Below are 26,379 nucleotides of genomic sequence, written 5' to 3'. Positions count from 1 at the left end.
ATCTGTGTGGTGCTATCTACTAATCGGATTTTGTCGAAAGGCAATTTTAATGAATTTTTCATCTTTACCGTGTATAGTTTTTGTAAAGTTGGTGGAGGTGTTGCGGATGAGGAGATTTTTGGCTTTAGTTTTGGTGGTTGGTTCTTTGTTTTATTTGTCTAAACACGGGGAGCTTCCTTCAGTGGAACAAATTAAGGGATATTTTTCTAGTTCGCAGGTGGCTCATGTGGAAAAGAAGGTGGAACAGAAGATTGCAAATGTAAGTAAACAGACGAAGAATGTTTCATCGATTCCAACCACATATGACAAAAAATATTCACCCACAAAAATTCAAACCTATTGGGTGAACATAAAAAATGGAAAATTAGTCGTAACAGGAAAAGCGACTCCGTATGGCCAGTATTACAAGGCGGATGGCGTTATACTATATATTGATGAACCGAGATCGAATAAGAAAACGACGGTAAAGGTACCGTTTTCAAATAATCAACATTTTAAGTATGAATTTCCTCTTACTTATAACGTTGGAGATGTAGTAGTGAATCTTGATGAATATTATAATGGCAAAAAAAACGATCCCAATAAAGTGTTAGGCTATGCCCAATATCATTTAACTGATGGTAATCCATACTTACAGCCAAGTTTCATGGTACAAAGTAATGACCCGGCACTAAGGGCCCTTACTGCAAATATAACAGCCGGAAAACATACGAATACTGAAAAATCAAAGGCAATTTACAAGTGGGTTGCCACCCATATTGCCTATAATGCACCATTGGTGAATGCAACAAACCCGCCGATTTATTCTGCCCTGCAAACCTATAAATCTCGTGTTGTCTTATGTTCAGGGTATGCGGATTTAAACGCCGCGCTTCACCGAGCAGCAGGGATTGAAGCCAAGGTAGTGTACGGGGAAAATCACGCCTGGAATGAAATTAAACTAAATGGAAAGTGGCAGGTAGAGGATCCGACATATGGGTCAGGATTTATTAATTTAAATACAGGGCAATTTGTGCAAAGCTATCATCCTGCCTATTTTTATAAATCTGATAAGCATAAAGCAGGGGAATATCATTGGTAAAACCCTTTTAAAAATTCTTTGGAAAAGACCGCAACATTCATAAAAGTCTCCGCATTGTGTCATCCTATTTTTATAATCACAGCATAGAAAAGGGGCACATATGAAAGAGTCAGAGAAAAAGGGATGGTTTTGGTATTGGGGTATGAAAATGTACCAATTCCGCTGGTTCGTTGCGGCCTTTTGGATTTTATTGTTTATAGTTTCTGCAGCCTTTGCCCAAAAGCTTCCTGAACGGTTAAAGGACAGCGGGTTAACACCAAGAGGAAGCGAGTCAGACCGTGGTTTCTCCCTTATGCAAAAGAAGTTGGGAACAGCGCCATCTTCGATTCAAATAGCATATACAAGCAAGAACTTGAATTTAACCAGTGAAAAACAAAAAAATGCCATTTTGCAATCTTTACTTCCATTAAAAAAGAAAGACTATGTTGAAAGGATTTATTTCAACCAAACAGCTCGATTCACACATGGGAAAGGCGTTCAATCCGTGATTGTAGAATTAAAACTAAAAAGTTCAAATGCCCTTAACCATTTTCCGGAGATCAAAAGTCTGATCGGTAAGCCGTCAGGGATGGAAACGTATATCGACGGGGATACGGCAACGCTTTACGATATCCAGCGGGCAACGAAACAGGACATGCACCATTCCGAAATGATTGGCCTGCCGGTGGCATTAATGGTCCTGCTGTTTATTTTTGGAACAGTATGGGCTGCACTGATTCCGCTTGTGATCGGGATCATGAGTGTTTCATTGTCACTCGGACTGATCTATTATATATCCGCATCCTACTCTCTCTCCAATTTTTTGCCGAATATTGTCATGATGCTCGGTCTTGCGATTGGCGTCGATTATGCGCTTTTTCTTGTAAGCCGCTTCCGGGAAGAACTTAGACGGGGAAGCAATGTACCGGATGCTGTTGCGATGGCTGCGAATACAGCGGGTAAATCTGTGTTTTTTTCAGGGTTTACGGTACTAATAGGAATGTTTGGGATGTTATTTATTAAATTACCCATTATTTATTCGCTTTGCCTTGGGGGTGTGCTGGTTGTCTTCTCGGCCGTGATTCTTTCCTGTACGCTTTTACCGGCACTGCTCGGTATTTTCGGACCTCACATTAATTCACTGCGAGTATTTCCACGAACGCAAAAAAAATTGGAAAGTTCAACGATATGGGAAGGAATCGCCAAAGCTGTGATGAAAAGGCCGGCACTTCTGGCTATCATTATCAGTATATTATTGCTTTCTCTTATGCTTCCAATTACAAGGATGAGGATCGGCGTTCCAACGGCAGATGTCCTTCCACCCTCCTTTGAATCACGAATGGGGTCAGATATCCTTAAGAGTAACTTTGACAAACGTAGATCGAGCCCGATTTTCATTATTTTAAAAACGAATGACAGGATTAAGGATGAAGGGACGATTGGAACGATTCAGTCCTATGAAAACAAATTTCGCCGAATTTCAGGAGTCATGGACGTTAGCAGCTTTATTGATGTACTAGGGAATCATTCCCCAAAAGAAACAGCAATCCTTTTAAGTTTAGCGGCTTACAAGGAACAGATGGAAAAAGAAAAGCTAGTGAAAGGGAACTACACTCTCTTGAAAGTGGTTCCGAAGTCTGATCCGGGAACAGCAAATGCTGCTAATCTGGTCAAAAAAATCCGGAAGGTAAAGTTGGAGAAGGCAGAGCGTTATGTGACTGGGCAAACTGCATTACGGGTTGACATGCTTGACCGGATTTTTACCGGTTTCCCTTATTTAATGGGATTTATTATCACGGTTACATATCTTATTTTGCTTTTTGCTTTTAAATCGGTCTTAATTCTTCTGAAAGCAGTACTGATGAATATTCTTAGTCTCGGGGCCAGTCTCGGAATTGTCGTAATTATTTTTCAGTATGGCTGGTTTGCTGAATATTTACGTATTACCTCGACTGGCTATGTCAGCATCATCATGCCAGTAACAATTTTTTGTATTGTTTTTGGAATATCAATGGATTATGAGGTTTTTCTCATTTCAAGAATCAAGGAAGAATATGATCAAACAGGGGATAATAATCGGAGTACAGCGGTTGGACTGCAAAAAACAGGAGGCCTTATCAGCAGTGCGGCATTGATTTTAATGGTCGTTGTCGGGTCGTTTATTTTTACCAACCTTGAAATTACCAAGGCCCTAGGTGTCGGCTTGTTTTGCGCAATTTTTATTGATGCAACATTGATTCGAATCATTGTAGTTCCTGCACTTATGAAATTGCTCGGACCAATCAATTGGTGGGCACCAAAATGGATGGGAGGAAGGTAAAAAGCTGCCTCAAATATTGGGGCAGCTTAATAAATTATTTATATCGTCTTGCATTATTATATTTTTGTTGATGTAAATAATCGACTAACTCGTTGGAGAGTTCTCCTATATGGATCAGCTCTTCCCATCCAGCCACTACCCCTTTGAAAAATTCTGCCGGAAGGGTGAAATCAAGTAATAGTTCACCTTTTTTGCTGTAGATGGCAGTATAAAGGTTGCCGGATGGCACATTCATATTCAAAAGATCTTTTAAGGGAATTTCTTTATTATTTACTTTAAACTTAACTTGAATCTCATATAGGTCAAAGGCTGTCGTCAAGATTTGGGATAGCTCGTTAACTTGTTCGTTAGTCAAAGCTGTTGGATCCGCTGTTTCCAGAAATTTTTCGATTCGATAATCGAGTGAATCTATTTGATCGAGTTGATTTTTGTTCTTTTCTTCAATTTGAGACAAGTAGGTAAAGAAATGTTTAAGTTCCTGCTCAGTAACTCCTATTTTTTTCAACTCATCCTTAATACCGGCCATATAATCATCATGACCCTTATAAAAGCCTACCGTGGTATCCAAATCCTCGATGAATTTATATTTGTTTAAGGAATCACCATATTCAGCCAATAAGGCGTTTAGCCCACTTTGTGTCAAGTTGTATTTTGTTAGTAAATCCCGTAAATTTTTTGGATTAATCGGCGTTCCCAGAATACTTTTTAATTCCTCAACCGAATTGAAATCACTCAATGGGATTTCGTAATAATTCAGATATTTGATTAAATCCTGCTTCGTCCAGCCAATGTCCGACAAATATTGGTTCAGTTCATTTTCAGGAGGGGTAGCGCTAGCAAACGGGACATTGGACAAAAGAAGGATCGAAAGCAAACAGGTCATTAGCGTTTTTTTATAGGACATAAATCAACCTCCATATGATATCCTTCAACCAATAATCTTCCCTTAGGCAGGAAACTTAAGAGATAAAAATTATTGGTAAAAACTTGGGTGGATTTTACAAGGAAATTTTATAATGGCGAATTAGGGAGGAAATGTTTATTTTCACCATGACATTGGATTGGATGGAAGAGCTGTTTCCTTTACAATTTGTATGTATAAAATTTTGAGCGTTTACGATTTACTTGCCGTTGCCCTTTGTTTCGTGATTTTTCAACCGTCAAAGGTTACACTATAGGAGAAGAAAACGGCATCCACTGTTTAGGAAGGAAATCAGCAATGAATGTAACCTTAAGTCAAAAGATGATCAAACAATTATGTGGAGAGCATTCCTATAAAAAAGGCGAAGAATTGTCGAGGCGCAAAAAAGTGGTTTTGTCGGATTATTCTCCTGATCAAGAAATCTTTCATGCCACGGTTCTCGGGACGAGCGATTTTGTCGTAACCGTTACGAATAAACAAGGGCAAATCGAATCAGCCTGTACATGTCCAAAGTTGGCTTCTTATCAAAAGTCATGCCACCATGTTGCAGCAGTATTGGTCGAGATCTTAGCAAAACAGGCACCCAAAGATTTCGAGTTAACAAAGGGAATCTTGGGATTATTTCAGGAGCGGCCCATCCGGCCAAGTACAGGTGAACATCATATTGAAGGCAGACAATTATTTGCAGTTGAATTTTTTTGCAAACCCATTCCCATTGCCAAAGATGAATTTAAGATGGGTATTGCCATTCGAAGCGATTCCCAATTTCTAAATCTTGGAGATTTTTTAGCCAAAGTTGAGCGTAGGGAAGCTTATCAAAATTACAATCCGCAATTCCATTATTTTCAAAGAGAAACAGATAAAGTTCTTCAGGAATTAATTCGCATCAGTGATAGGGTGTTTTACAGTGATGAATTTACTTATATTGATGCCTATGATTGGGATCGGATTTTTCCCCTTCTTTTAAAAGCACCAACGGTCAAATTGGAACATAAGGGGAAAATTTTTACCCATCTTCAGTTTTCAAATGGAACCATCCCGCTTTATTTCCTTTTTGATTCAGGGCCTAATGAAGATTTTCAACTAAGCATTAAAGGTTTAGAAAAAATCACCATCATTTACGATTACGTTCTTCTTGAAGGTCGGTTTTGGAAGCCGGCAAAAGAAGATTTGGAACGTTTAACTGAACTGAAGAAAATGTTGGATGCAACCGGTACTCAGCAAATCTCGATCCAAGAAGAACAAATGGAATTATATCTTGAGCAAGTGATTCCTGGACTGAAGAAAGTTGGCCATGTCCGAATCAGTGAAGCGGTATCCAAACGATTGGACCAGACTTCATTAAAAGCAAAACTTTATCTTGACCGAATCAAAAATCGTCTCCTTGCCGGCCTCGAGTTTCACTATGGAAATGTAGTGGTTAATCCGCTTGAGGAAAGAATTCCGTCCTTGTTAGGAAACGGGGAGCAGGAAGAGCATATTTTAAATATCATGGAAGAAAGTGGCTTTACAAAAACAGAGAGCGGTTATTTTTTACAAAATGAAGAATTGGAGTATCATTTCCTCTATCATGTGGTTCCAAACTTTAAAAAACTCGTTCAGGTCTACGCTACTACGGCTGTTAAAGCACGATTATTTAAAGAAAATCCCCAGCCGCATTTTCGAGTGGATCGACGGGAACGAACCGATTGGCTGTCGTTCCGCTTTGAATTAAAGGGAATACCTGAATCTGAGATTCGTAATCTACTAACTTCGCTTGAGGAAAAGCGCAAATATTACCGTCTTCGCGATGGTTCTTTCCTTTCATTGGAAAGCCCTGAATTTATCGAAATGAATCGATTTTTGCAGGGAATTGGTGTTAAACCAAAAGAGATTCACACAGAATTTGAGCTTCCACTTACACAAGGATTAGCTGTGATTCAATCCTTTGAAAATTCTGTAAAAATTGGTTCGTCGCTAAAGCAGCTGTTAGCTGACTTGCAAAATCCTGCAGGAATCCAGTTTAAAATCCCGGCCAAACTTACTGGAATTCTTCGTGATTACCAAAAACATGGTTATCAATGGTTAAAAACACTTGCTCATTATGGTTTGGGCGGAATCCTAGCGGATGATATGGGTCTAGGGAAGACGCTGCAAAGTATTGCGTATATTCAATCGGTTTTACCTGAGATTCATAAAACGAAACAGACCGTTTTAATCGTTTCGCCCTCTTCTTTAACATATAACTGGTGGAATGAATTGAAAAAATTTACTCCAGATATACGGGCTGAAATCGTTGATGGCAGCAAAGCACAGCGAATGAATCTTTTGAAAAATCTTGACAAGGTCGATGTCGTGATTACCTCCTACCCATTACTTATGCGGGATCGTATTAGTTATGAAAAAATTACATTTCATACCTTATTTTTAGACGAAGCTCAAGCCTTTAAAAATCCTGTTACGCTAACGGCGAAGGCGGTAAAAAAGCTACAGGCCGGCCATCGTTTTGCTTTGACTGGAACACCCATCGAGAATTCACTTGATGAGCTATGGTCGATTTTTCACGTGGTTTTCCCAGAATTGTTTCCAAATCGAAAGGCCTTCCACGACTTACGGCGGGAAGAAGTTGCGAAACGGGTTCGGCCCTTTATCCTAAGACGGGTAAAGGAGGATGTACTTGGTGAACTCCCTGGAAAAATCGAATCGATGCACGCATCCGACCTGCTCCCAGATCAGAAAAAGCTATATGCCGCCTATTTAGCCAAGCTTAAGCATGATACGCTGAAACATTTAGATAAAGATACCTTTCAAAAAAATCGCATCAAAATTCTGGCCGGGATTACCCGTCTTCGCCAGCTTTGCTGTCACCCTGCATTGTTTGTTGACGGCTACAACGGGGGCTCCGCAAAATTTGAGCAGTTGCTAAAAATTATTGAAGAATGCCGGAGCACTGGAAGAAGAATGCTGATTTTTTCGCAATTTACGCAAATGCTTGCGATTATCGCCAAGGAGCTAACAAGTAAGGGAGTTTCTTATTTTTATCTGGACGGCAGTACCCCAGCAGCAGAACGAGTGGAATTGTGCAACCGTTTTAATCGCGGCGAAAAGGCTTTATTCCTTATTTCTTTGAAAGCGGGGGGAACAGGTCTTAATTTAACGGGGGCTGATACGGTGATTTTGTATGATTTATGGTGGAATCCTGCGGTCGAACAGCAGGCCGCCGACCGCGCCTACCGGATGGGACAGAAGAATACAGTCCAGGTGATTAAGCTGGTCGCGCATGGGACGATTGAGGAAAAAATGAACGAGCTTCAGGAAAAAAAGAAACACCTGATTGACGACGTCATTAAAACAGGTGAAGAGAAATTATCTTCTTTAACAGAAGAGGATATCCGGGAGATATTGATGATTTAATTCATATCGGAGGAATAATTCATGACTAATATAAATATTCAATTCCGTAATCGAATTGGGTTCCCGGAATACGAACCCATCACATTTGATAACCTAGCAACCGTTCTTGAAAAATCAGCGAAATCGATTCCGTTTGAAAACTTATGTATTATCGCAAACCGGACCAACGAGATCACGAAAGAAAACCTAATCAATAAAATCATCAGGAATAACGAAGGCGGGCTTTGCTACGAACTTAATGGCATCCTCCATATATTTTTGCTGGAAAATGGCTTTGACGCGAAATTAATTTATGGTGTCGTCTACGACCACAAAAATCAACGTTGGAGCACGACGGGAAGATCCCATGTTGCGAATATTATCACTCACAATGGGGAGAAATATTTAGTAGATACCGGATTTGGCGCAAATTTACCTTTAAAACCTGTTCCTTTAACAGGTGAAATAATAACCTCTTCTAATGGTAAATTTCGTGTCGAAAAAGTTCAAACGGAGCATGGAAATTATATTTTATATATGAAATTGAAATATAAAGATGCAGTTTGGAAAATAGGTTATGCTTTTGATACCACAAAAGCTATTACCGACCATTCAGAATTAAATAACGTACAAAAAATCATTATCGAGCATCCCGAATCTTCTTTTAATAAAAAGCCACTTATTACCCAACTGACAGACAAAGGAAGCGTGACCTTGACTGACAATTCTGTGACTGAATGGATCGATGGAAAAGTAGAGAAGCAAGATATTGATCCCAAAAGATACAAAGTCCTTGCAAAAAATTTTTTTGGTATTCAGGCCTAAAATAGTCCACCCTTGTAATAAAATGGGTGGATTACTTTAACCCTCTTTTCACCCGCACAAATGCAATAAACTCCGCCAATTCCTCCTTTGAAAGCAGCACACCATCCAAGGATAAAACTTTTTCCGGAGTGTCCATCAATTTCGTTATTTCAATTTGAGATTTTTTCAAAAAGGAATCTTCCGTTCTTCCCAATAAATAATCTACCGAAGTATGAAATAAATCGGCTATTTGTGACAGGGAATGTAAAGATGGTAAACGATAGCCCGATTCATATCCGGCATAGGTGCTTTTGGCAATCCCCAGCTGGTCGGCCGTTTCCTGAAGAGACCATTTTCGTTCTTTTCGTAATTCCGATAATCGTTCCAACATTCGTCTCAAACTCCACTCTAAAGATTTTGAAAAAATTATATCATAGGTTCCTAGATTAGAATAGAAAAAAAGTGCGCGTATTGAATAATAATACTTGATTTATATAAAAATAATTCTATAATTTAGAGTATAATACGCATAACGCGAATGAATGCAAAAATTTCCTGCTTATTCGGGGTGATACTTTTTGAAGAAAATTTTAATATTGGCAACAGGTGGCACGATTGCTTCTGTGGAAGGGAATGAAGGACTTGTTCCCGGATTATCTGCCGAAGAATTACTGCATTTTTTTCCAAAATCGGCCGGTAACATCAACATCGAATGTAAGATTCTTATGAACATTGATAGTACAAATATGCAGCCGGAGCATTGGGTTAAAATTGCTCAAGCTATATACGAACAATATGAAAACTACGACGGCTTTGTGATTACACATGGAACGGATACGCTAGCCTATACTTCTGCCGCTCTTTCTTACATGCTGCAGGGACTTCGCAAGCCGGTCGTTTTAACAGGATCCCAGGTCCCGATTAGCTTTAAAAAGACCGATGCGAAAAAAAATGTGGCCGATGCCCTAAGATTTGCAACAGAGGATATTGGCGGCGTGTTTATCGTTTTTGATGGGCGAGTCATCATTGGAACAAGAGCAGTAAAAATGCGCACGAAGAGTTATGATGCATTTGAAAGTGTGAATTCTCCGTACTTAGCCTATATAATTGAAAAAGAAGTAAAATATCAGTGGAAACCTGTACCATCCGGCGCAGGACTTGCATTGAATCCTAATATCAACACCGATGTTTTTTTAATGAAATTATACCCAGGGACAAAACCAGAAGTGTTTGATTGCCTAAAAAGACTATACAAAGGTATAATTATTGAGAGTTTTGGAAACGGCGGCCTGCCGTTTGAAGGGCGCAACCTTCTTGTGAAAATTAAAGAACTAACAGAAGCAGGGATTGCCGTTGTCATTACGACACAATGCTTGGAAGAAGGTGAAGATTTACTATTATATGAAGTCGGCCGAAAGGTAGCCCAGCATGAAGTCATTTTATCAGGCGATATGAATACCGAGGCAATAGTGCCGAAGCTCATGTGGGCACTTGGACAAAAATCATCTATTAATGAAATCAAGGACATTTTTGAGACACCGATAGCAGGTGATTTATCCATCAAAGGCGAAAAAGAAGAGTAGTAGATTTTTACTAAAAACAAAGAGGCGATAATGATGTTGACCAATAATGTAAACATGCGGGTGGAGAAAGATTTTTTAGGGGAAAAGGAAGTTCCTGTTGATGCCTATTATGGCGTTCAGACTCTCCGGGCGGTTGAAAACTTCCCAATTACAGGGTATCGAATTCATGAGGAATTGATTAAAGCAATGGCCATGGTGAAAAAGGCTGCTGCGATGGCAAACATGGATGTTCACCGACTATATTCCGGAATTGGTGAAGCGATTGTGAAGGCCGCTGATGAAATGATTGAAGGGAAATGGCATGACCAGATCATTGTTGATCCAATTCAAGGCGGTGCCGGTACTTCCATCAACATGAACGTAAATGAAGTCATTGCCAACCGGGCAATTGAAATACTAGGCCATGAAAAGGGAGATTATTATCACTGCAGTCCTAATTCACATGTGAACATGTCACAATCAACCAATGATTCTTTTCCAACTGCGATTCATATTTCGGTATTGAATCTTCTTGAAAAATTACTTGGAACCATGGAAATCATGCATGGTGTGTTCATGGAAAAAGCCGGGGAGTTTGCTCATGTGATCAAAATGGGGCGGACCCATCTTCAGGATGCTGTTCCGATTCGCCTCGGCCAGGAATTTGAAGCGTATGCACGAGTACTTGATCGTGATATTAAACGGATTAAGCAATCCCGTCAACATTTATATGAATTAAACATGGGGGCAACCGCCGTTGGGACAGGCTTAAATGCGGATCCTAGATATATTGAGTTTGTTGTAAAACATCTTGCCGATATCAGCGGTTTACCTGTAGTCGGTGCAGAACATTTAGTGGATGCAACTCAAAATACGGATGCTTACACAGAAGTATCTGCAGCATTGAAGGTTTGCATGATGAATATGTCGAAAATCGCCAATGACCTTCGTTTAATGGCTTCAGGACCGCGTGCGGGATTGGGAGAGATTTCCTTACCAGCACGTCAGCCAGGATCTTCCATTATGCCAGGAAAAGTCAACCCTGTCATGGCTGAGGTCATTAATCAGGTTGCTTTCCAGGTTATCGGAAATGACCATACGATTTGCTTGGCATCAGAGGCTGGGCAGTTAGAATTGAACGTTATGGAACCAGTCCTTGTATTCAATCTACTTCAATCTATTAGTATTATGAATAATGCTTTTGGTGTATTCACAGAGCATTGTTTAAAAGGTATTACCGCTAATGAAGCTAGATTAAAAGAGTATGTGGAAAAGAGTGTAGGCGTTATCACTGCAGTCAATCCACATCTTGGCTATGAGACTGCTGCACGAATTGCCAGAGAAGCGATTTTAACTGGCGCATCTGTACGTGACCTTTGCTTAAAATATGATGTTTTGACAGAAGAAGAACTTGACTTGATTCTAGATCCATATGAAATGACACATCCGGGGATTGCCGGAAATGCGTTATTGGAGAAAGATTAATAGAATTATTAGTAACGCTAGGCTTTTATGCCTGGCGTTTTTTTTTGCTTGAGGTCCAAGGATTACTTTCCAGTTTAAGTAAAATACTTTCCACTTGGAGTATTTTACTTTCCACTTCATAGACCTTTGCGAAATGTCATTACACTCAAAAATCAACCATAATATATTAATATTACGCTTATATCAGGAGGGTGTTTGGATGGATGACCGTTTTTTTCGAAATGTCATGGGAAATTTTGCAACGGGAATCACCGTTATTACAACTGAGGTAGAGGGTGGTGCTCATGGAATGACAGCCAATGCCTTTGTTTCAGTGTCTTTGAAGCCAAAGCTTTTACTTATCTCAATTGATAAAAGGGCTAAAATGTTGGGATTCCTCCAAGAGGCGAAAAGATTTGCAGTTAGTTTTTTATCCGTAGAACAACAGGAAGAATCAATGAGATTTGCCGGTCAAAAAAAGGATGAGGAATCTTATCGATTTGAGCGTTTTGGTGAATTACCTGTGATTCAAAACGCCTTGGCCAATGTGGTTTGTACTGTATCTAATGAAGTGGAGGCAGGGGATCATATATTGTTTATTGGGGAGGTACAGGATATAAAGGTGAGGGATGGAGAACCAATTATTTACTTCAAAGGTAAGTATCGAGAATTAAAAAATTTGGATTAAAGAAGATTTCTATAATCGTATTATGTAAACTGATAATTGAATTAGACTGTGCTACCCGGGCTCAGTCTTTTTGTTTTGTCTAAAATTAAAATTATCCTATGAAAACCACTCCGCCATCATGTATGATGAAAAAGACTAATCGTATAGGAGTGACATTCTTTGGTTCAGCTTCATTTATACAGCAAAAAAATTCCTTTTTCAAAAGAAGCATTTTTTAAAAAATATCGTGAAATTTCAGAAATTTATAGCCATCATGTCCTGCTCGAAAGCGGCAGGGGCGGCCGCTATAGTATAGCCGGATTCAATCCCGAGAAGATTATTACAGGGAAAAACAATCAACTTTCCATTGACGATGGCCATCATAAAGAAATTTTAGAAGGAAATCCTCTTCATTTATTAAAGGAATGGATGGGGCAATATCAAGTTGAAAAACTAGCAGAATTACCTGATTTCCAAGGCGGAGCAATCGGATACATAAGCTATGACTATGGTCGTTATATCGAAAAATTACCCGGACTGGCAAAAGATGACCTCCAATTGCCGGAAATCTATTTTTTCGTTTTTAAAGAATGGTTTGTGTTTGATCATATTACCAATGAGTTATGGTTATTATTTTTGCATGAAACAGGGGAATCTGTGGAAGAAAGAGCTGCTACATGGGAAAACCGCTGGCTTGAAAAAATTCCGCCTATTAAATTACCTGAAACGTTCCATACCCCTAAGGATTCACTAGAAGTATCAATGAATGAACAGCAATTTATTGATGCTGTAAAAAAAGTTCAACAATACATCGCCCAGGGTGATGTATTCCAAGTCAATCTGTCGGTTCGGCAATCAAAACCGATTGAGGTAGAAGCAATGAAAGTCTATGAACAATTGCGGGGGCTAAATCCTTCCCCATACATGGGCTATTTCCACACATCTGAGTTTCAAATAGTAAGCGGGTCTCCTGAACTTTTGGTAAAAAAGAAAGGCAGTGAAGTAAGCACACGGCCAATCGCCGGAACCCGATCAAGAGGGAAAAATGAGGTGGAAGACCAAGAACTTGCCAACGAGTTAATTGAGAATGAAAAAGAACGGGCGGAGCATGTCATGCTTGTTGATTTGGAACGAAATGACCTTGGCCGGGTATGTGCGTACGGGACAGTTGAAGTAAATGAATTTATGGTGATTGAAAAATACTCCCATGTAATGCATATCGTTTCAAATGTTCAAGGACAATTAGCTGATGGGAAAGATTGCATTGATGTCATTGATGCAGCTTTTCCGGGTGGAACGATTACCGGAGCACCTAAAGTCCGCACGATGGAAATTATCGAAGAGCTTGAACCCGTCCAACGGGGAATTTATACAGGTTCACTTGGATGGATTGATTTCAGTGGAGATATGGAATTAAATATTGTGATTCGGACCATGCTGGTCAAAGACAGAATGGCACATGTACAAGCCGGTGCAGGGATTGTCATCGATTCCAACCCTAAGCATGAGTACAAAGAGTCCTTGAAAAAAGCGGCAGCGCTGTGGGGCGCAAAAGAAATGGCAGAAGGAAAAGGGGAACAGCGATGATCTTCATGATTGATAATTACGATTCTTTTACCTTTAATTTAGTGCAATATTTAGGGGAATTAGGCGAAGAATTGATTGTTAAACGAAATGATGAAACCACGAATGAGGAAATTTCCAAGCTGAGTCCGAAATTTTTAATGGTATCTCCAGGTCCATGCAGCCCGAATGAAGCCGGAATTAGTCTTGAGGCAATTAAAACCTTTGCAGGAAAGATTCCGATATTTGGTGTTTGTCTTGGACATCAGTCGATTGCCCAAGTATTTGGCGGGGAGGTAGTTCAAGCCGAGCGTCTGATGCATGGGAAGACTTCGGAGATTTTTCATGATGGAAATACGATTTTTGCAGACTTACCTAACCCTTTCCCTGCGACTCGCTATCATTCGCTGATTGTTCGAAAAGAAAGCTTACCCGATTGCTTTGAGGTTTCTGCCTGGACTCTAGAAGGAGAAATCATGGCGATTCGACACAAGGAATTTTCTATTGAAGGAGTTCAGTTTCATCCGGAATCGATTATGACGACTGCTGGGAAGGATTTGTTGCGAAATTTCGTCCGTCATTATGAGAAAGTCACGGAAGCGGTAAGAGTCTAAGCTTATGTTTATTTATGTTAACGGAGAAATTGTTAATAAAGAAGCTGCAGTGATTTCGCCATTTGATCATGGCTATTTATACGGGATGGGACTTTTTGAAACGTTTCGGATTTATGATGGACATCCCTTTTTATTGGATAATCATCTTGAACGCCTTAACATGGGGCTTGAAGTATTAAATATTCAGAAACGGTTTACAAGGGAAGAAGTAAAAGATGCTCTTAAGCATTTACTGGATGCTAATGGTTTTACGAACGCCTATATCCGTTTAAATGTATCGGCCGGGGTTGGTGAAGTTGGTTTGCAGGTCGAACCCTACCAAAAGCCAAATGTGCTGATTTTTGCAAAACCGTTGCAAGAGGCGGGAGAAATGGCAGAGAAGAAAGCTGTTTTGTTAAAGCTAAAGCGAAATACGCCAGAGGGTCTTACCCGTTTAAAGTCACATCATTATATGAATAATATTTTGGCAAAAAGAGAGATTGGGAGCACTCCGGATGTGGAAGGCATCTTTTTAACTGAGGAAGGTCATATCGCAGAAGGAATCGTTTCAAATATTTTCTGGAGAAAAGGAAAAACCTTGTACACTCCTGCCGTTGAGACAGGAATATTAAATGGAATCACTCGGCAGTTTATCATCCAGGCTGCTAAAGGTTTGGAAATGGATGTTGAAGAAGGATTCTTCCGGCCGACAGAAGTATTTACAGCAGACGAAATCTTCGTTACCAACTCTATCCAAGAAATCGTCCCAATCTTAGAGTATGAAGGTCATCAAATGCCGGGGAAAAGCGGACCAATCGTCCAAAAACTCCACCAAATTTACCGGGAATCCTCCGTGGTGCTATGGTCAATAGAATAGATAACGACAAAAATCGGGTGGTGCCTGGCATCGCTCGATTTTTGTCGAAAAACTATTTACTTCTCTAAAGTTGCTTTGTAATCTCGTCCTTTTTGAACGTAGACATCGATGGACATTTGAATTAATTCCAGGTCTTTTTCTGTGATTTCACGGACGACTTTTCCAGGGGAGCCGACGACGAGGGAGCGGGGTGGGATTTTGGTTCCGCTTGTAAGAAGGGTATTTGCCCCAATAATACATTCATCACCAATTTCGACGTTATCGAGCAGGGTGGAGCCCATCCCGATGATGCTGCGATTGCCAATCTTACATCCGTGTAAAATGACGTTATGACCTACTGTTACTCCATTACCAACTTCAACGGGACAGCCTTCATATAAATGGATGGTCGTGTTATCTTGGATACTGGTTTGTTCTCCAATCGTAATCGGACCTTCATCCCCGCGTAAGACAGCATTAAACCAAACGGTTGATTCCTTGCCAATCTTAACATCCCCAATTAAATAGGCTCCTGGTGCTACAAATACAGATTCATTGATCGATGGTGTAACGCCATTGAATGGTACTTTCATATTCTCTCTCTCCTTTAACTTTCCGAATAATCTATGTATTCAGGATTAGTATATCACCAAATTGTACCAGAAGAAAACGATAACTATTTTTATCTAAATTTGCCTAGATAAAAATTAAAATTGTCAAAAATCTTTAATAAATATTCGACAAATTTGTTAAGAAACCAACAGAATTCCCATGCTAAATTTAGTGAATGGTAAAATAATCCTATCAAAGTAGTAAAAACTAGTGATTCAATGAAATTAGCGGATAAAATAATTTGTATCAGAACGCTAAATTCGATTCCAAGAAGGGAAGTTTTATATGCGATGGAAAGAAAAATTCAAGCCTGGTTAAACAAACCGATATACTTCCGCTATGGCTTTCTTGTTATTTTAATAGCTAGCACATATTTAAACTTAACATATTTAAAAGATGAACGTATTTATATTTTTTATGTTCTAGCTACCGTTTTCCTTGGGATTGGCTTTTTTAATCAATCTCCTTTATTTCTAGTAATATGTACTTCTCTCATCGTCACCTGCCGGTATTCCTTCGCGCCAAATTTTCCTGGAGTTGGAACCTTTTTTGTTCAACTTGGCACTTATTTATTAATCATGGCCATTTCGGTCGGGCTAATGAAGCATAACCAGCGGATTAAAAAGGACCATATTGAAATGATTATCACACTCTCCAAAGCATTGGATTCCCGCGATACCTATACGTCCCAACATTCCGAGAATGTCGCGAATTATTCGCTAAAGATAGCTAAAAAGATGAAGCTATCGAGTACGTATTGTGATTTAATATACAAGGCAGGTTTATTACATGACATCGGAAAAATAGGAATCCCCGAACATATTTTAACGAAACCAGGAAAGCTTACGGAAGAGGAATATTCCATCATTAAAGAGCATCCAATGATTGGAAATGAAATGATCAAGCATGTTTACAATTTTCGTGAGACAGGAATTTTAGAAGGAGTTTTATATCATCATGAACGTTATGATGGCAAAGGTTATCCCCAAGGGTTAAAAGGAAATGAGATTCCTTTAATTGCTCGAATTTTGGCTGTTGCTGACACATTCGATGCGATGACATCAAAGCGGGTTTATCGAATGAAGCTCGATTTAAGATCCGCTCTTACTGAAATCGAGAAAAATAAAGGGACACAATTTGATCCCCAGATAGCTGAGGTTTTTTTGAGTCTATTTAATAAGGAGCAGCAAATAGACTACCAAATGGAATCTCCGAAAATGAGTTTTAATTCACCCATTAAGAATAACCTCGGCCTTTAAATGGTACGAGGATTTTTACACTTCTTTATCCTTACCAGCGGTTTTCCTCGAGTGGTATATCGCAGAAAAATAATAGCGGTGGGTGTGAAATATCTCCTTTTTCCAATGTAAGCGTTTTAATTTTGACAAAATAATAAAAATAGTCAAAAAATATTGACGAAGCGGAGTTACGGTGGTAACCTTATTACAAAATTAAGATGAATCGATGACGAGAACAGTAGGATTTGTTTTTGTTTTACAGAGAGTCGGCAAAAGGTGGAAGCCGATAACAAAGCATTTCTGAATATCATCTCCGAGATGCGTAGCTGAATTTAAAGTAAGCTAGGCCGGAAAGTCCACCGTTACATAGGAACTCGTATCATAAAATGGTACGTTGCATTGAGAGCCGCAGCCGTTTAAGATTTTTCGCTGCGGAAGTAGGGTGGTAACGCGAGCTAACTCGTCCCTATATATAGGGGCGGGTTTTTTATTGTCTAAATTGATATTGATAGTGTAATTATTTAGGAGGGACTATGAAATGAAACAACAAGTAGAACAACAACAAGTAGAACAACAAGAACCAACCTTAACTGCGGAGGATGTAATCCTTGCCAGTCACAATATAAAGGATGAGATTCAACCAACTCCTCTGCAATACAATGCGATTTTATCAGAACGATATGAGTGTAATGTATATTTAAAACGTGAAGATCTCCAAAGTGTGCGCTCATTTAAAATTCGCGGAGCGTATAATCGAATCAAAAAATTAAGTGGTGAAGAAGTCCAAAATGGCATTATCTGTGCAAGCGCCGGCAACCATGCACAAGGTGTAGCCTATTCCTGCCATCTACTAAAAATTAACGGGAAAATTTTCATGCCAAGTACAACACCAAAGCAAAAAGTCAACCAGGTAAAATTCTGGGGCAGGGAAGATGTGGAAATTGTTTTAGTAGGAGATACCTTTGATGATGCCTATGAAAAGGCAATGGAATGCTGTAAGGCAGAGAATCGGACTTTTATCCATCCGTTCGATGATTTTGATGTCATTGCCGGTCAAGGAACCGTTGCAGTCGAACTCCTGAATGATTGCCAAGATCCAGTTGATTATCTATTTGCGGCCATTGGCGGAGGCGGACTTGTCTCCGGGGTTGGAACCTATCTGAAACAATATTCACCAAATACCAAGATCATTGGCGTAGAACCAATGGGTGCTCCCGGAATGAAAGAATCTCTTTCAAAAGGAAAAGTTACATCTTTAAAAGAAATTGACTCTTTTGTTGACGGTGCAGCAGTTAAAACAGTTGGGGCTCATACGTTTGAAATTTGTAAGGATCTGGTAGAAAATATTGTTGTGGTTCCAGAAGGTAAGGTTTGTACCACATTGATTTCGTTATATAATGAAAATGCTATCGTAGTGGAACCAACAGGTGCCTTATCTATCGCCGCTTTGGATTATTATAAAGAACAAATTAAAGGAAAAACAGTCGTTTGTATTGTCAGCGGCGGCAACAACGATATCGGAAGAATGCAGGAAATTAAAGAGCGTTCCAAGATGTATGAAGGACTGCAGCATTACTTTATCGTTCAATTTCCGCAGCGTCCTGGTGCATTAAGAGAGTTTTTATTGGATGTTCTTGGACCAAATGATGACATCAGCCATTTTGAATATACGAAAAAGAACAACCGTGAAACAGGTCCAGCACTCGTGGGAATTGAATTAAAGGATAAAGATGATTACTTCCCATTAATGGAGCGGATTAAGGCAAAAGGATTTTTATATCGGGAAGTGAATAAGGATAAGGCATTATATCAAATGCTGATTTAATAAAACCATTCAAAAAACTTCGGACCTTTTGAGGTACCGAAGTTTTTTTATTTTTGGGATTAATGGTACGCTATAATTCAAAAGACCAATTTGAACACTCACTGAAAATTACATTAATAATCCATTAAAAATCCAGAATAATGGAAGAAACATGATAAATTTGAAGAAGAGTTGTATAAAAGGAGAAGGAAATCATGAAAAAACGCATTTTAGTCATTGAGGATGAAGTCAATATTGCCAAGGTGCTTAAAATAGAACTTGAATATGAGGGTTACGAAGTATTTGTAGAACATAATGGGAAATCAGGATTAACTGCCGCAACGGAAAAATCTATCGATCTTATTTTATTGGATGTCATGCTTCCTGAACTAAATGGAATGGAGGTATTGCGGAGACTAAGAAAAACGGGGAACCAAACCCCTGTAATCCTTTTAACGGCACGAAATATGACACTGGATAAAGTTACTGGGCTCGACCAGGGAGCGAATGATTATATCACGAAACCATTTGAAATAGAGGAACTTTTAGCAAGAGTACGCGCGTGCATCCGCGACTTCTCCATTCATGCACCAAAGGAAGAGACAAACGTGCTTTCAGCAGGTGATTTATCGATTGATACCAACACCCGAGAAGTGACAAGAGGAGGGGAATCGATTACCGTCACTCCTAAAGAATATGATTTATTAATCTACTTAGTAATGAATAAAAACAAGGTTGTTACAAGAGATAATATTATTTTGAATGTTTGGGGCTATGAATACGAAGGAGAGACCAATGTTATTGATGTGTTCATACGGCACCTTCGTAAAAAAGTGGATGAAGGATTTGATTCTGAATTGATTCATACTGTTCGAGGAGTAGGTTTTACCATCAAGGAGAAATAACATATGAAAATAACCAACAAAATAAACCTGATAACCACAGCATGGCTGCTTTGTGTGTTAATGCTTTTTAATGTAGTTGTCTTTGTTTCTTTTATAAAAATAACCGTGAATATGGAAGAGGATGCGTTATTACAAAAGGCGAATGATATTATCACTGAAATCCATACTGGACATCCTGGAGACCTCGCAGAAACATTGAAAGATTTTTTAACTATCCATTCTTATATCAGGGTTGTCAATCCAGATGGAAAAATCCTTGCTGAAGTAACCAATGATAAGGAAATTTCGGGTCAGATTAGGCCAAAATATACGAGTGAACAAGAAACAGGCAGAATACTGATAGGAACCGATACAGGCGAAAAACAAGTCATTTATGTCCGTGTCCCGATTAAAATGAGCGGACACCTGCGGGGAACACTTGATTTCGGAGAAGCCTTGATGGGGCTTGAAATGAGAAAAGATATCTTACTCTGGATTCTTGGAGTATGCACAGTTCTTTCGGCAATTTTGTCCCTCTTAGGCGGGAGATGGTTATCAGGTCTCATAATGCGTCCGATTTCGAATATGATCAAAACGATGGAAGATATTGAACAAAGTGGTGTTCCGAAAAAAATTGTGATTCAAAATCGAACTCGGGATGAGCTAGAACAAATGGCTTCTACCTTTAATCGGATGATTGAAAGGCTTAGCGAAAACATGGAAAAACAGGAACAGTTTATTTCCGATGCCTCTCACGAATTAAAAACACCCATTACGGTCATTAAAAGCTATGCCAGCCTTTTAAGAAGAAGGGGCGTGCAAAACATTGAGATGTCAACGGAAGCGATTGAAGCCATATATTCGGAAGCAAATCGCATTCAAAAAATGACCGAAATGTTTTTAAATATAGCCACATCTGAAAAAGAAACGACCCTAGATGTAACGAAAGTGGATTTAATTAGTTTGTGCAAGGAGATTCAAAAGCAGCTTAAAAATGCCTATAAGCGAGAGATTCATCTCCATTACAACGAAGAACATATCTTTATTCAAGCAGATGAACTGAAGCTTAAACAGATCGTGATAATCCTCCTTGATAATGCAATCAAATATAGTAAAGACCAAATCGATTTATATTTGAAAAGGGATGAACAGCGCGCAACCATTGTGGTAAAAGATTATGGGATTGGCATACCGGAGCAAGATCTTCAGCGGATATTTGAACGATTTTATCGGGTAGATAAAGCAAGAAGCCGTGAAACAGGCGGTACTGGTTTAGGGCTTGCAATCGCTAAAAATATTATGAAAATGCATAGAGGGGAAATAAAAATAATAAGTAAAGAAGAAAAAGGAACAGAAGTTGAATTACAATTTCCGCTTTAAAAAATGTGAAAAATTCACACTGTGCCTGTCACTGTAGTGAATTTTTCACATTGCATTTTATGTGCGTTTTACAGTGGATAAGATAAAAATAGTGGCGAGGATGGATGCTGCACCAAGCCATTCAAAAATGCCAAATGGAACGTGAAGCCATGCCACTGCTAAAAACGCCGCTGACAAAGGTTCAACACAAGCCAAAAGACTCGCTTCAGAGGCCTCAATGTATTTCAAGCTTTCCATATAGCAAAAAAAGGCGATTAACGTGCCAAAGACAACAACAAATAGAACTGCCATTAATGCCGGGAACGACCAATGGCCTTGAAACTGCCAAGGTGGCTGAAAAAAGCTAAATACCACACCGCCAATGAGCATCCCCCAGCCGGAGGTCATCAGGGAACCCCATTTATTTAATAGCTTTCCCGGATACAGTGTATAAAAAGCCAAGGCAAAAGCGGAGAGAATCCCCCAGAAAAAAGCAGGTCCGGAAATCGAAAGCGATCGGATATTTCCATTCGTAACAAGGAAGAAGGTTCCTAAAAGTGCTAAACCTATCGCCATTACCTCATGTTTAGCAGGTAATACCCGGGCCCGGAAACAAAGAAAACAGGTTATCATTACAGGCGCCAGATATTGTATAATGGTGGCTGTAGCGGCATTTGCTTCCCGAACAGCTGCAAAATAAGTATACTGAACACCGAGCATTCCAATGATTCCAAATATAATTAATTGCAATACATCCGATTTATTTTTCCATATGCTCCATATATTTTGTTTTCCAACCAAACGGGAAAACAGCAACAACCCCATTCCAGCAAAAAGAAGCCGGATGACAACGAGCCAGCTGACACTGAATCCTTGTTTTTGAAACAAGAATTGCGCAACAGTACCCGAAATTCCCCAAAAGGAAGCGCCAATAAGTACCAAAATTACGCCTTTTGGTCTCGGGTTCGGCATAACAACAACCTGCGAATCCAAACTAATCCCTCCAAAACATTAAAACTACCAACAAAGTAAATTATAACAATCTTTTTTAGATTTTGGATATTTAATTTCCAAACTGCAATCTAGAAAAAGAACATCAGTTTTTGTATAATGGTAAGGTAACACTTTTTTAATAGAAATATATGGAAATTATAGTTTTTTTGGAGGTCTATATGAATAAAAATAGATATGTATTTTGGGGCCTTGTCATCACTACCCTTATATCGGCATTAGATGCCAATATTATGCAAACGGCAAGTCCGACGATTGTAAAACAACTTGGCGGGATGGAACTGTTTGCCTGGATTTTTTCCGTTTATATGCTGGCAAGTACGGTTACCGTACCGCTTTACGGCAAGTTATCCGACCAGTACGGGAGAAAGAAGTTATTAATCATTTCTGTAGCGATTTTTACAATTGGTTCTTTGCTAGCAGGAATGGCAAACTCCATGGTATCTCTGATTATTTACCGCGGTATTCAAGGATTAGGGGCCGGGGGAATGCTGCCGATTTCGATGATCATTGTCGGTGATTTGTTTACCATTGAAAAACGCGGGAAAATTCAAGCGGTCTTTAGTGGAATTTGGACATTGTCTTCGATTGTTGGGCCTGTTCTCGGTTCTTTTTTTGTTGAAACCTTAACATGGAGATGGATTTTCTTTATCAATATTCCAATTGGAATTGCGACCGTGCTTTGCTTAATCCCATACAAGGAACAAAATGAATTTAAAAAGACATTTATTGATTACAAAGGGTTTGTATTATTTGGTCTTTCCATCACGTTTTTATTGCTGGCAACAAATGTTGCACACCCATTATGGTATGTTGTTGCAGGTATTCTAGGTATGATTATATTCCTGCTTGTGGAACGAAAAGTGGAACAGCCATTTCTTCCTGTTTCCTTGTTTAAAAACAGAGGAACCCTAATGGTCAATCTTTACATGTTATTTTTCTGTATCTCCTTTTTCGGAACCCCGAATTATATCCCGTTGTTTTTGCAAGATGGCAGGGGTATGAACATCTACAAAAGTGGCTTGATTCTATTAAGTATTGCGATTGGCTGGATGTTTGGAAGTACACCAGCAGGAAAATGGATTTTGCGCTATGGTTATAAAAAATTGTTTGTTATTGGTAACCTTATGTGTACTCTTGCAGGTCTGATCATCTTTTTTGTCATTAAAGATGTTTCCTACTTTTTACTGTTTGGTCTTTTGACCGTGCAGGGGTTTGCGTTTGGTTTATTATTCGCAGTCGGGACAATTGCTTCACAGGAATTTGTTGAAAACAATATAAAGGGGATGTCAACTTCCCTGCAAATTTTTCTCAGAAATATCGGCACCTCCATTGGGGTAACCGTAATGGGTCTATTGATCAACCAAGCAGCGTCAATGGTCATCGGGATGAAAAATATTTATCTTTTTGCCCTATGTGTCAGTGTGCTTTCGTTTGTGATTACCTTTTTAATCCCGACAAAGTCGCCAATTAGTAATGAGGGTTAATCGTTTATAAATAGCATAAAAAACCGACTCTTTTTTTAATGAGTCGGTTTTTTCCTTTCATTTATGCCGCTGATTTTTTCAAATTGCTTGGCTCTTTTTTATTTGAAACATAACTATGCAAAATCATGCCAAGGACAACGAGAAGAATACCGCACCAAGATATTGGAGATGGAATTGGCAGCGACAAAAATAATAGTTCACCTGATAAAGTAAAAAGGACCTCCATTGATTGTGTCGCTTCAACGGATGCTAACTTTTGAATATTACCTCGTACCATATCAGTTGCTTTGAAAAATAGGACTGTGGCAACGACTCCAGAAAAAAGTGCAACCCAGAAAGATTGGAAGACCTGCCCCTTGCTTGGTAAACCTACGGTGAAAAAGCCATATAAGGATAGTAAAAACCAGAATGGAAGACTTGCAAGAGTCATCCCTAGAACTCTTTGAAAAGTATCTAAGCGTCCTTCACAGTGGTCCATCATTTTACGATTCCCTAAAGGGTATGCAAAGGACGCAATTAAAATAGGGATCACTCCTAATAATAAACTTTCCATGGGAAGACGTTTAGCATGTTCAAATTGCATTAAAACAATACCCGCTAAAATGATGAGTGACATAAATAGACCATTAAAAGGAATTTTTCCCCTTTTATGAATTAGACCATTTTTTGTATATACAGTTTCAAAAAATAATGGTGCAAGTAAAGAGCCTGATATTATCGTAATTTGCCATGTTCCTGCAATAAGCCAACCTGGCGAGTAGGCAGAAGCAAAACATAAAGGAGCATAGAATAACCCAAATCCCACAGAACTCCACAGTACCCATGTTCCGGGTTTTTTCCTAATTTCATCTATGAGTGGACGTAGTTTTTTTCTAAATAGCACGATACACAAAAGCAATGGAGTCATAAAGATATATCTTAGTGAAGCACTCCATATCCAACTACCACCAGATAACTCCATAGATGTATTAAGAACAAATGTAAAAGCAAAAAAGAAAGAGGCACAAATGCCGATTAAAATTGGTTTCAACTGATCTTCACCCCTGTTCTATTTCAAAATAATAAAGTTTCAATTCGTTTTATAATGTTATTTTCCATAAAACCAATATATCGCATATTGGATGTAGAGGCAATTATTTTATAAGTAAATTATCAGATTTTTAATTTAGAAAAGATGGAAGGAAAATAGGAAAAGATGGAGAAATATGAAAATAGAAAATACAATGCAGGAGGAATAAAATGGTGGTTTCACAAAGAATTAGTTTGGTTACAATCGGTGCTTTTGATTTACCAACGCTTCGCAGCTTTTATCAATCATTAGGCTGGGAGGAGAGCGAAACAAGTTCTGACAGTTATGCTGTATTTAAAACTGCAGGAGTAATTCTTTCACTTTTTCCTTTGGAGGAGCTGGCGAAGGATGCTGGAATTGAGTTTCAGTTATCAACTGAAAGCTATCGGCCGATTACTTTAGCGATTAATCTTGATCATCCCGAACAGGTTGACTCTACCATTGAAAAGATTCGCGAAGCCAGTGGAAAAATCTTACGGGAGCCGAGTGCTGCTTTCTGGGGAGGCCGAACTGCTTATTTTTCTGACCCGGAAAACAATCTTTGGGAGGTTGCATGGAATCCGACAGCGGTGTTTGATGAGCGCGGGGCGATGATTTCTTTTTAAAAAGTTAATAAAAAAGGATTTTTAGAGACAAAATTGATTGTGGAATAATGAAAAATATCCTTATTGCGTGGAACTCGGCAACTTACAAAGTATTTGCCGGGTTATTTTTTGTTTTAAAGGGAAAAATAGCCAACAAGGAGGGACAGATTATGAACAAACAAGAGGCTTTGAAAATTTTAATCCTGATTGAATCCATTTATAAAGGCTATTTAACCAAAAATGAAACAGTTACCTTTTGGTTAAAATTTTCCCCTGAATTAGATTGGACTATAGTTATGACAAAACTAAAAAGGCATATCCGAACAAATCCGTATCCTCCAACAATTTCCGATTTGACTGAAGAAACCGTGAACAGACCCTTTCATTGGCTGCAGGAATATAAAAAAATATGAACAGTTTTCCCCTTACATCCCAATTGACATCCAAAAAACTCATTGATATATTGGTTTTATGAAAACAATTAAAACCATTGAGCGTCCAGTATTAAGAGATCAAATATACGAATCTTTAAAAAAAGCAATCATTACATTGGAATTAGAACCTGGGAAGCGGATCTTGGATAAGGAATTGGCGGCTGAATTCGGGGTGAGCCGTACTCCTGTCAGGGAAGCATTAAAAAGGCTTGAAGATGAAGGGCTTATCGAATCATTGCCAGGTTCACAGACAAGAATCACGAAAATCAATTTAGAGGAGGCTAGAAATGCGTTTACGGTTGTGGCAACATTAAACAGTTTAGCTGCACGTCTTGCGATTCCGCATATTTTGACTCAAGAAATTGAGCAAATGGATGCAAATAATAGTGAGTTACAGAATGCTTTAGAAAAAAAGGATGTTGTCGGAGCAGTGGAGGCAGATGATCGATTTCACCTTGTTCTTTTAAAAGCATCTCGCAATCCTGAAATTGAAATAGCGCTGGAACGAATTATGCCCAAAATCAGAAGATTGGAATTCTCAAAGTTTAGTTCTGTTGATGGCCATCATTCACTCGAGCAGCACAGGCAAATCATTGCAGCGTGTAAAGCGAAAAATAGCACCTTAGCATCTGCTTTAGTCGAGGAAAATTGGCTGAGTTTAGGCAGAGTTTTAGTTGGGGATTCAGAATAGAGTGCGGCAAAGGCTGCGCTCTT

23 protein-coding genes and 1 other annotated feature are annotated in these 26,379 nt (G+C 39.1%); of the genes, 18 read left to right on the top strand and 5 right to left on the bottom strand.

Annotated features, from left to right (window positions below; genetic code table 11):
* Positions 1–106 precede the first annotated feature (106 nt).
* Together BIV60_RS08145 and BIV60_RS08140 are read left to right on the top strand one after the other, a co-directional pair.
* On the top strand, positions 107–1,081 hold the full coding sequence (locus BIV60_RS08145) for a transglutaminase domain-containing protein (protein WP_071355225.1): 975 nt from the start codon (positions 107–109) through the stop codon (positions 1,079–1,081).
* Positions 1,082–1,181: 100 nt separating this feature from the next.
* Positions 1,182–3,380: an MMPL family transporter gene (locus BIV60_RS08140; protein ID WP_071355224.1), complete on the top strand. Its 2,199-nt coding sequence runs from the start codon at positions 1,182–1,184 to the stop codon at positions 3,378–3,380.
* A 34-nt stretch (positions 3,381–3,414) separates the two neighbouring features.
* On the opposite strand, the gene BIV60_RS08135 is transcribed toward BIV60_RS08140, so the two are convergent.
* Positions 3,415–4,284, bottom strand: a complete 870-nt coding sequence (locus tag BIV60_RS08135; protein WP_071355223.1) for a processed acidic surface protein — start codon at positions 4,282–4,284, stop codon at positions 3,415–3,417.
* A 315-nt stretch (positions 4,285–4,599) separates the two neighbouring features.
* On the opposite strand from BIV60_RS08135, the gene BIV60_RS08130 reads away from it, so the two are divergent.
* Together BIV60_RS08130 and BIV60_RS08125 are read left to right on the top strand one after the other, a co-directional pair.
* The gene (locus tag BIV60_RS08130) at positions 4,600–7,695 is read left to right on the top strand and encodes a DEAD/DEAH box helicase (protein ID WP_071355222.1); all 3,096 of its coding nucleotides are present in this window, start codon (positions 4,600–4,602) and stop codon (positions 7,693–7,695) included.
* Between the two features lie 21 nt (positions 7,696–7,716).
* Positions 7,717–8,499 (top strand): arylamine N-acetyltransferase family protein, encoded by a 783-nt coding sequence (locus BIV60_RS08125; protein ID WP_071355221.1) that lies wholly within the window; start codon positions 7,717–7,719, stop codon positions 8,497–8,499.
* A 31-nt stretch (positions 8,500–8,530) separates the two neighbouring features.
* On the opposite strand, the gene BIV60_RS08120 is transcribed toward BIV60_RS08125, so the two are convergent.
* Positions 8,531–8,869, bottom strand: a complete 339-nt coding sequence (locus tag BIV60_RS08120) for a helix-turn-helix domain-containing protein (RefSeq protein WP_071355220.1) — start codon at positions 8,867–8,869, stop codon at positions 8,531–8,533.
* Between the two features lie 187 nt (positions 8,870–9,056).
* Between BIV60_RS08120 and BIV60_RS08115 the strand changes: the two genes are divergently transcribed.
* The 6 genes from BIV60_RS08115 (at position 9,057) to pabC (ending at position 15,204) form a co-directional block, all read left to right on the top strand.
* A complete protein-coding gene (locus tag BIV60_RS08115) occupies positions 9,057–10,061 on the top strand; it encodes an asparaginase (RefSeq protein WP_071355219.1) in 1,005 nt (334 codons plus the stop codon).
* Positions 10,062–10,094: 33 nt separating this feature from the next.
* Positions 10,095–11,525 carry an aspartate ammonia-lyase gene (gene aspA / locus BIV60_RS08110; protein ID WP_071355218.1) on the top strand — a complete coding sequence of 477 codons (1,431 nt, stop codon included), beginning with the start codon at positions 10,095–10,097 and terminating at the stop codon, positions 11,523–11,525.
* Between the two features lie 199 nt (positions 11,526–11,724).
* Positions 11,725–12,192 (top strand): flavin reductase family protein, encoded by a 468-nt coding sequence (locus BIV60_RS08105; RefSeq protein WP_071355217.1) that lies wholly within the window; start codon positions 11,725–11,727, stop codon positions 12,190–12,192.
* A gap of 159 nt (positions 12,193–12,351) precedes the next feature.
* Positions 12,352–13,758, top strand: coding sequence for an anthranilate synthase component I family protein (locus BIV60_RS08100; protein WP_071355216.1), 1,407 nt, complete (start codon positions 12,352–12,354; stop codon positions 13,756–13,758).
* The gene (pabA, locus tag BIV60_RS08095) at positions 13,755–14,348 is read left to right on the top strand and encodes an aminodeoxychorismate/anthranilate synthase component II (RefSeq protein WP_071355215.1); all 594 of its coding nucleotides are present in this window, start codon (positions 13,755–13,757) and stop codon (positions 14,346–14,348) included. Before BIV60_RS08100 ends, pabA begins: the two co-directional genes overlap by 4 nt.
* Positions 14,349–14,352: 4 nt before the next feature.
* The gene (pabC, locus tag BIV60_RS08090; protein WP_071355214.1) at positions 14,353–15,204 is read left to right on the top strand and encodes an aminodeoxychorismate lyase; all 852 of its coding nucleotides are present in this window, start codon (positions 14,353–14,355) and stop codon (positions 15,202–15,204) included.
* Between the two features lie 56 nt (positions 15,205–15,260).
* Here the strand turns inward: pabC and BIV60_RS08085 are convergent, their stop codons facing one another.
* Positions 15,261–15,776, bottom strand: coding sequence for a gamma carbonic anhydrase family protein (locus BIV60_RS08085; protein ID WP_071355213.1), 516 nt, complete (start codon positions 15,774–15,776; stop codon positions 15,261–15,263).
* A gap of 309 nt (positions 15,777–16,085) precedes the next feature.
* Here BIV60_RS08085 and BIV60_RS08080 point away from each other — a divergent pair, with 309 nt between their 5' ends.
* The 4 genes from BIV60_RS08080 to BIV60_RS08065 all read left to right on the top strand — a co-directional run bounded on the left by BIV60_RS08080 (position 16,086) and on the right by BIV60_RS08065 (position 21,101).
* Positions 16,086–17,054: an HD-GYP domain-containing protein gene (locus BIV60_RS08080; protein ID WP_071355212.1), complete on the top strand. Its 969-nt coding sequence runs from the start codon at positions 16,086–16,088 to the stop codon at positions 17,052–17,054.
* A gap of 196 nt (positions 17,055–17,250) precedes the next feature.
* Positions 17,251–17,504: a binding site (T-box leader), on the top strand.
* Positions 17,505–17,571: 67 nt separating this feature from the next.
* On the top strand, positions 17,572–18,858 hold the full coding sequence (gene ilvA, locus BIV60_RS08075; protein WP_071355211.1) for a threonine ammonia-lyase IlvA: 1,287 nt from the start codon (positions 17,572–17,574) through the stop codon (positions 18,856–18,858).
* A gap of 194 nt (positions 18,859–19,052) precedes the next feature.
* Positions 19,053–19,742: a response regulator transcription factor gene (locus BIV60_RS08070; RefSeq protein WP_083402155.1), complete on the top strand. Its 690-nt coding sequence runs from the start codon at positions 19,053–19,055 to the stop codon at positions 19,740–19,742.
* Between the two features lie 3 nt (positions 19,743–19,745).
* Positions 19,746–21,101, top strand: coding sequence for a sensor histidine kinase (locus BIV60_RS08065; protein WP_071355209.1), 1,356 nt, complete (start codon positions 19,746–19,748; stop codon positions 21,099–21,101).
* A 57-nt stretch (positions 21,102–21,158) separates the two neighbouring features.
* On the opposite strand, the gene BIV60_RS08060 is transcribed toward BIV60_RS08065, so the two are convergent.
* On the bottom strand, positions 21,159–22,073 hold the full coding sequence (locus tag BIV60_RS08060; protein WP_371261514.1) for a DMT family transporter: 915 nt from the start codon (positions 22,071–22,073) through the stop codon (positions 21,159–21,161).
* 179 nt (positions 22,074–22,252) lie between these two features.
* Between BIV60_RS08060 and BIV60_RS08055 the strand changes: the two genes are divergently transcribed.
* A complete protein-coding gene (locus BIV60_RS08055; RefSeq protein ID WP_071355208.1) occupies positions 22,253–23,578 on the top strand; it encodes an MDR family MFS transporter in 1,326 nt (441 codons plus the stop codon).
* Positions 23,579–23,639: 61 nt separating this feature from the next.
* Here BIV60_RS08055 and BIV60_RS08050 read toward each other — a convergent pair whose 3' ends face one another.
* The gene (locus BIV60_RS08050) at positions 23,640–24,608 is read right to left on the bottom strand and encodes a DMT family transporter (protein WP_071355207.1); all 969 of its coding nucleotides are present in this window, start codon (positions 24,606–24,608) and stop codon (positions 23,640–23,642) included.
* Positions 24,609–24,817: 209 nt separating this feature from the next.
* Here BIV60_RS08050 and BIV60_RS08045 point away from each other — a divergent pair, with 209 nt between their 5' ends.
* The 3 genes from BIV60_RS08045 to BIV60_RS08035 all read left to right on the top strand — a co-directional run bounded on the left by BIV60_RS08045 (position 24,818) and on the right by BIV60_RS08035 (position 26,356).
* Complete coding sequence (locus tag BIV60_RS08045) at positions 24,818–25,252, top strand: VOC family protein (RefSeq protein WP_256218341.1); 435 nt, start codon at positions 24,818–24,820, stop codon at positions 25,250–25,252.
* 149 nt (positions 25,253–25,401) lie between these two features.
* Positions 25,402–25,644, top strand: coding sequence for a replicative helicase loader/inhibitor (locus BIV60_RS08040; protein ID WP_071355206.1), 243 nt, complete (start codon positions 25,402–25,404; stop codon positions 25,642–25,644).
* 58 nt (positions 25,645–25,702) lie between these two features.
* On the top strand, positions 25,703–26,356 hold the full coding sequence (locus BIV60_RS08035) for a GntR family transcriptional regulator (RefSeq protein ID WP_071355205.1): 654 nt from the start codon (positions 25,703–25,705) through the stop codon (positions 26,354–26,356).
* The last annotated feature ends 23 nt before the right edge of the window (positions 26,357–26,379 follow it).

This window comes from Bacillus sp. MUM 116 (genome assembly GCF_001866655.1).
Lineage (GTDB): Bacteria > Bacillota > Bacilli > Bacillales > Cytobacillaceae > Neobacillus.
Note: the sequence above shows the minus strand (reverse complement) of the source record. Positions and strands in the feature narration are given on the sequence as shown.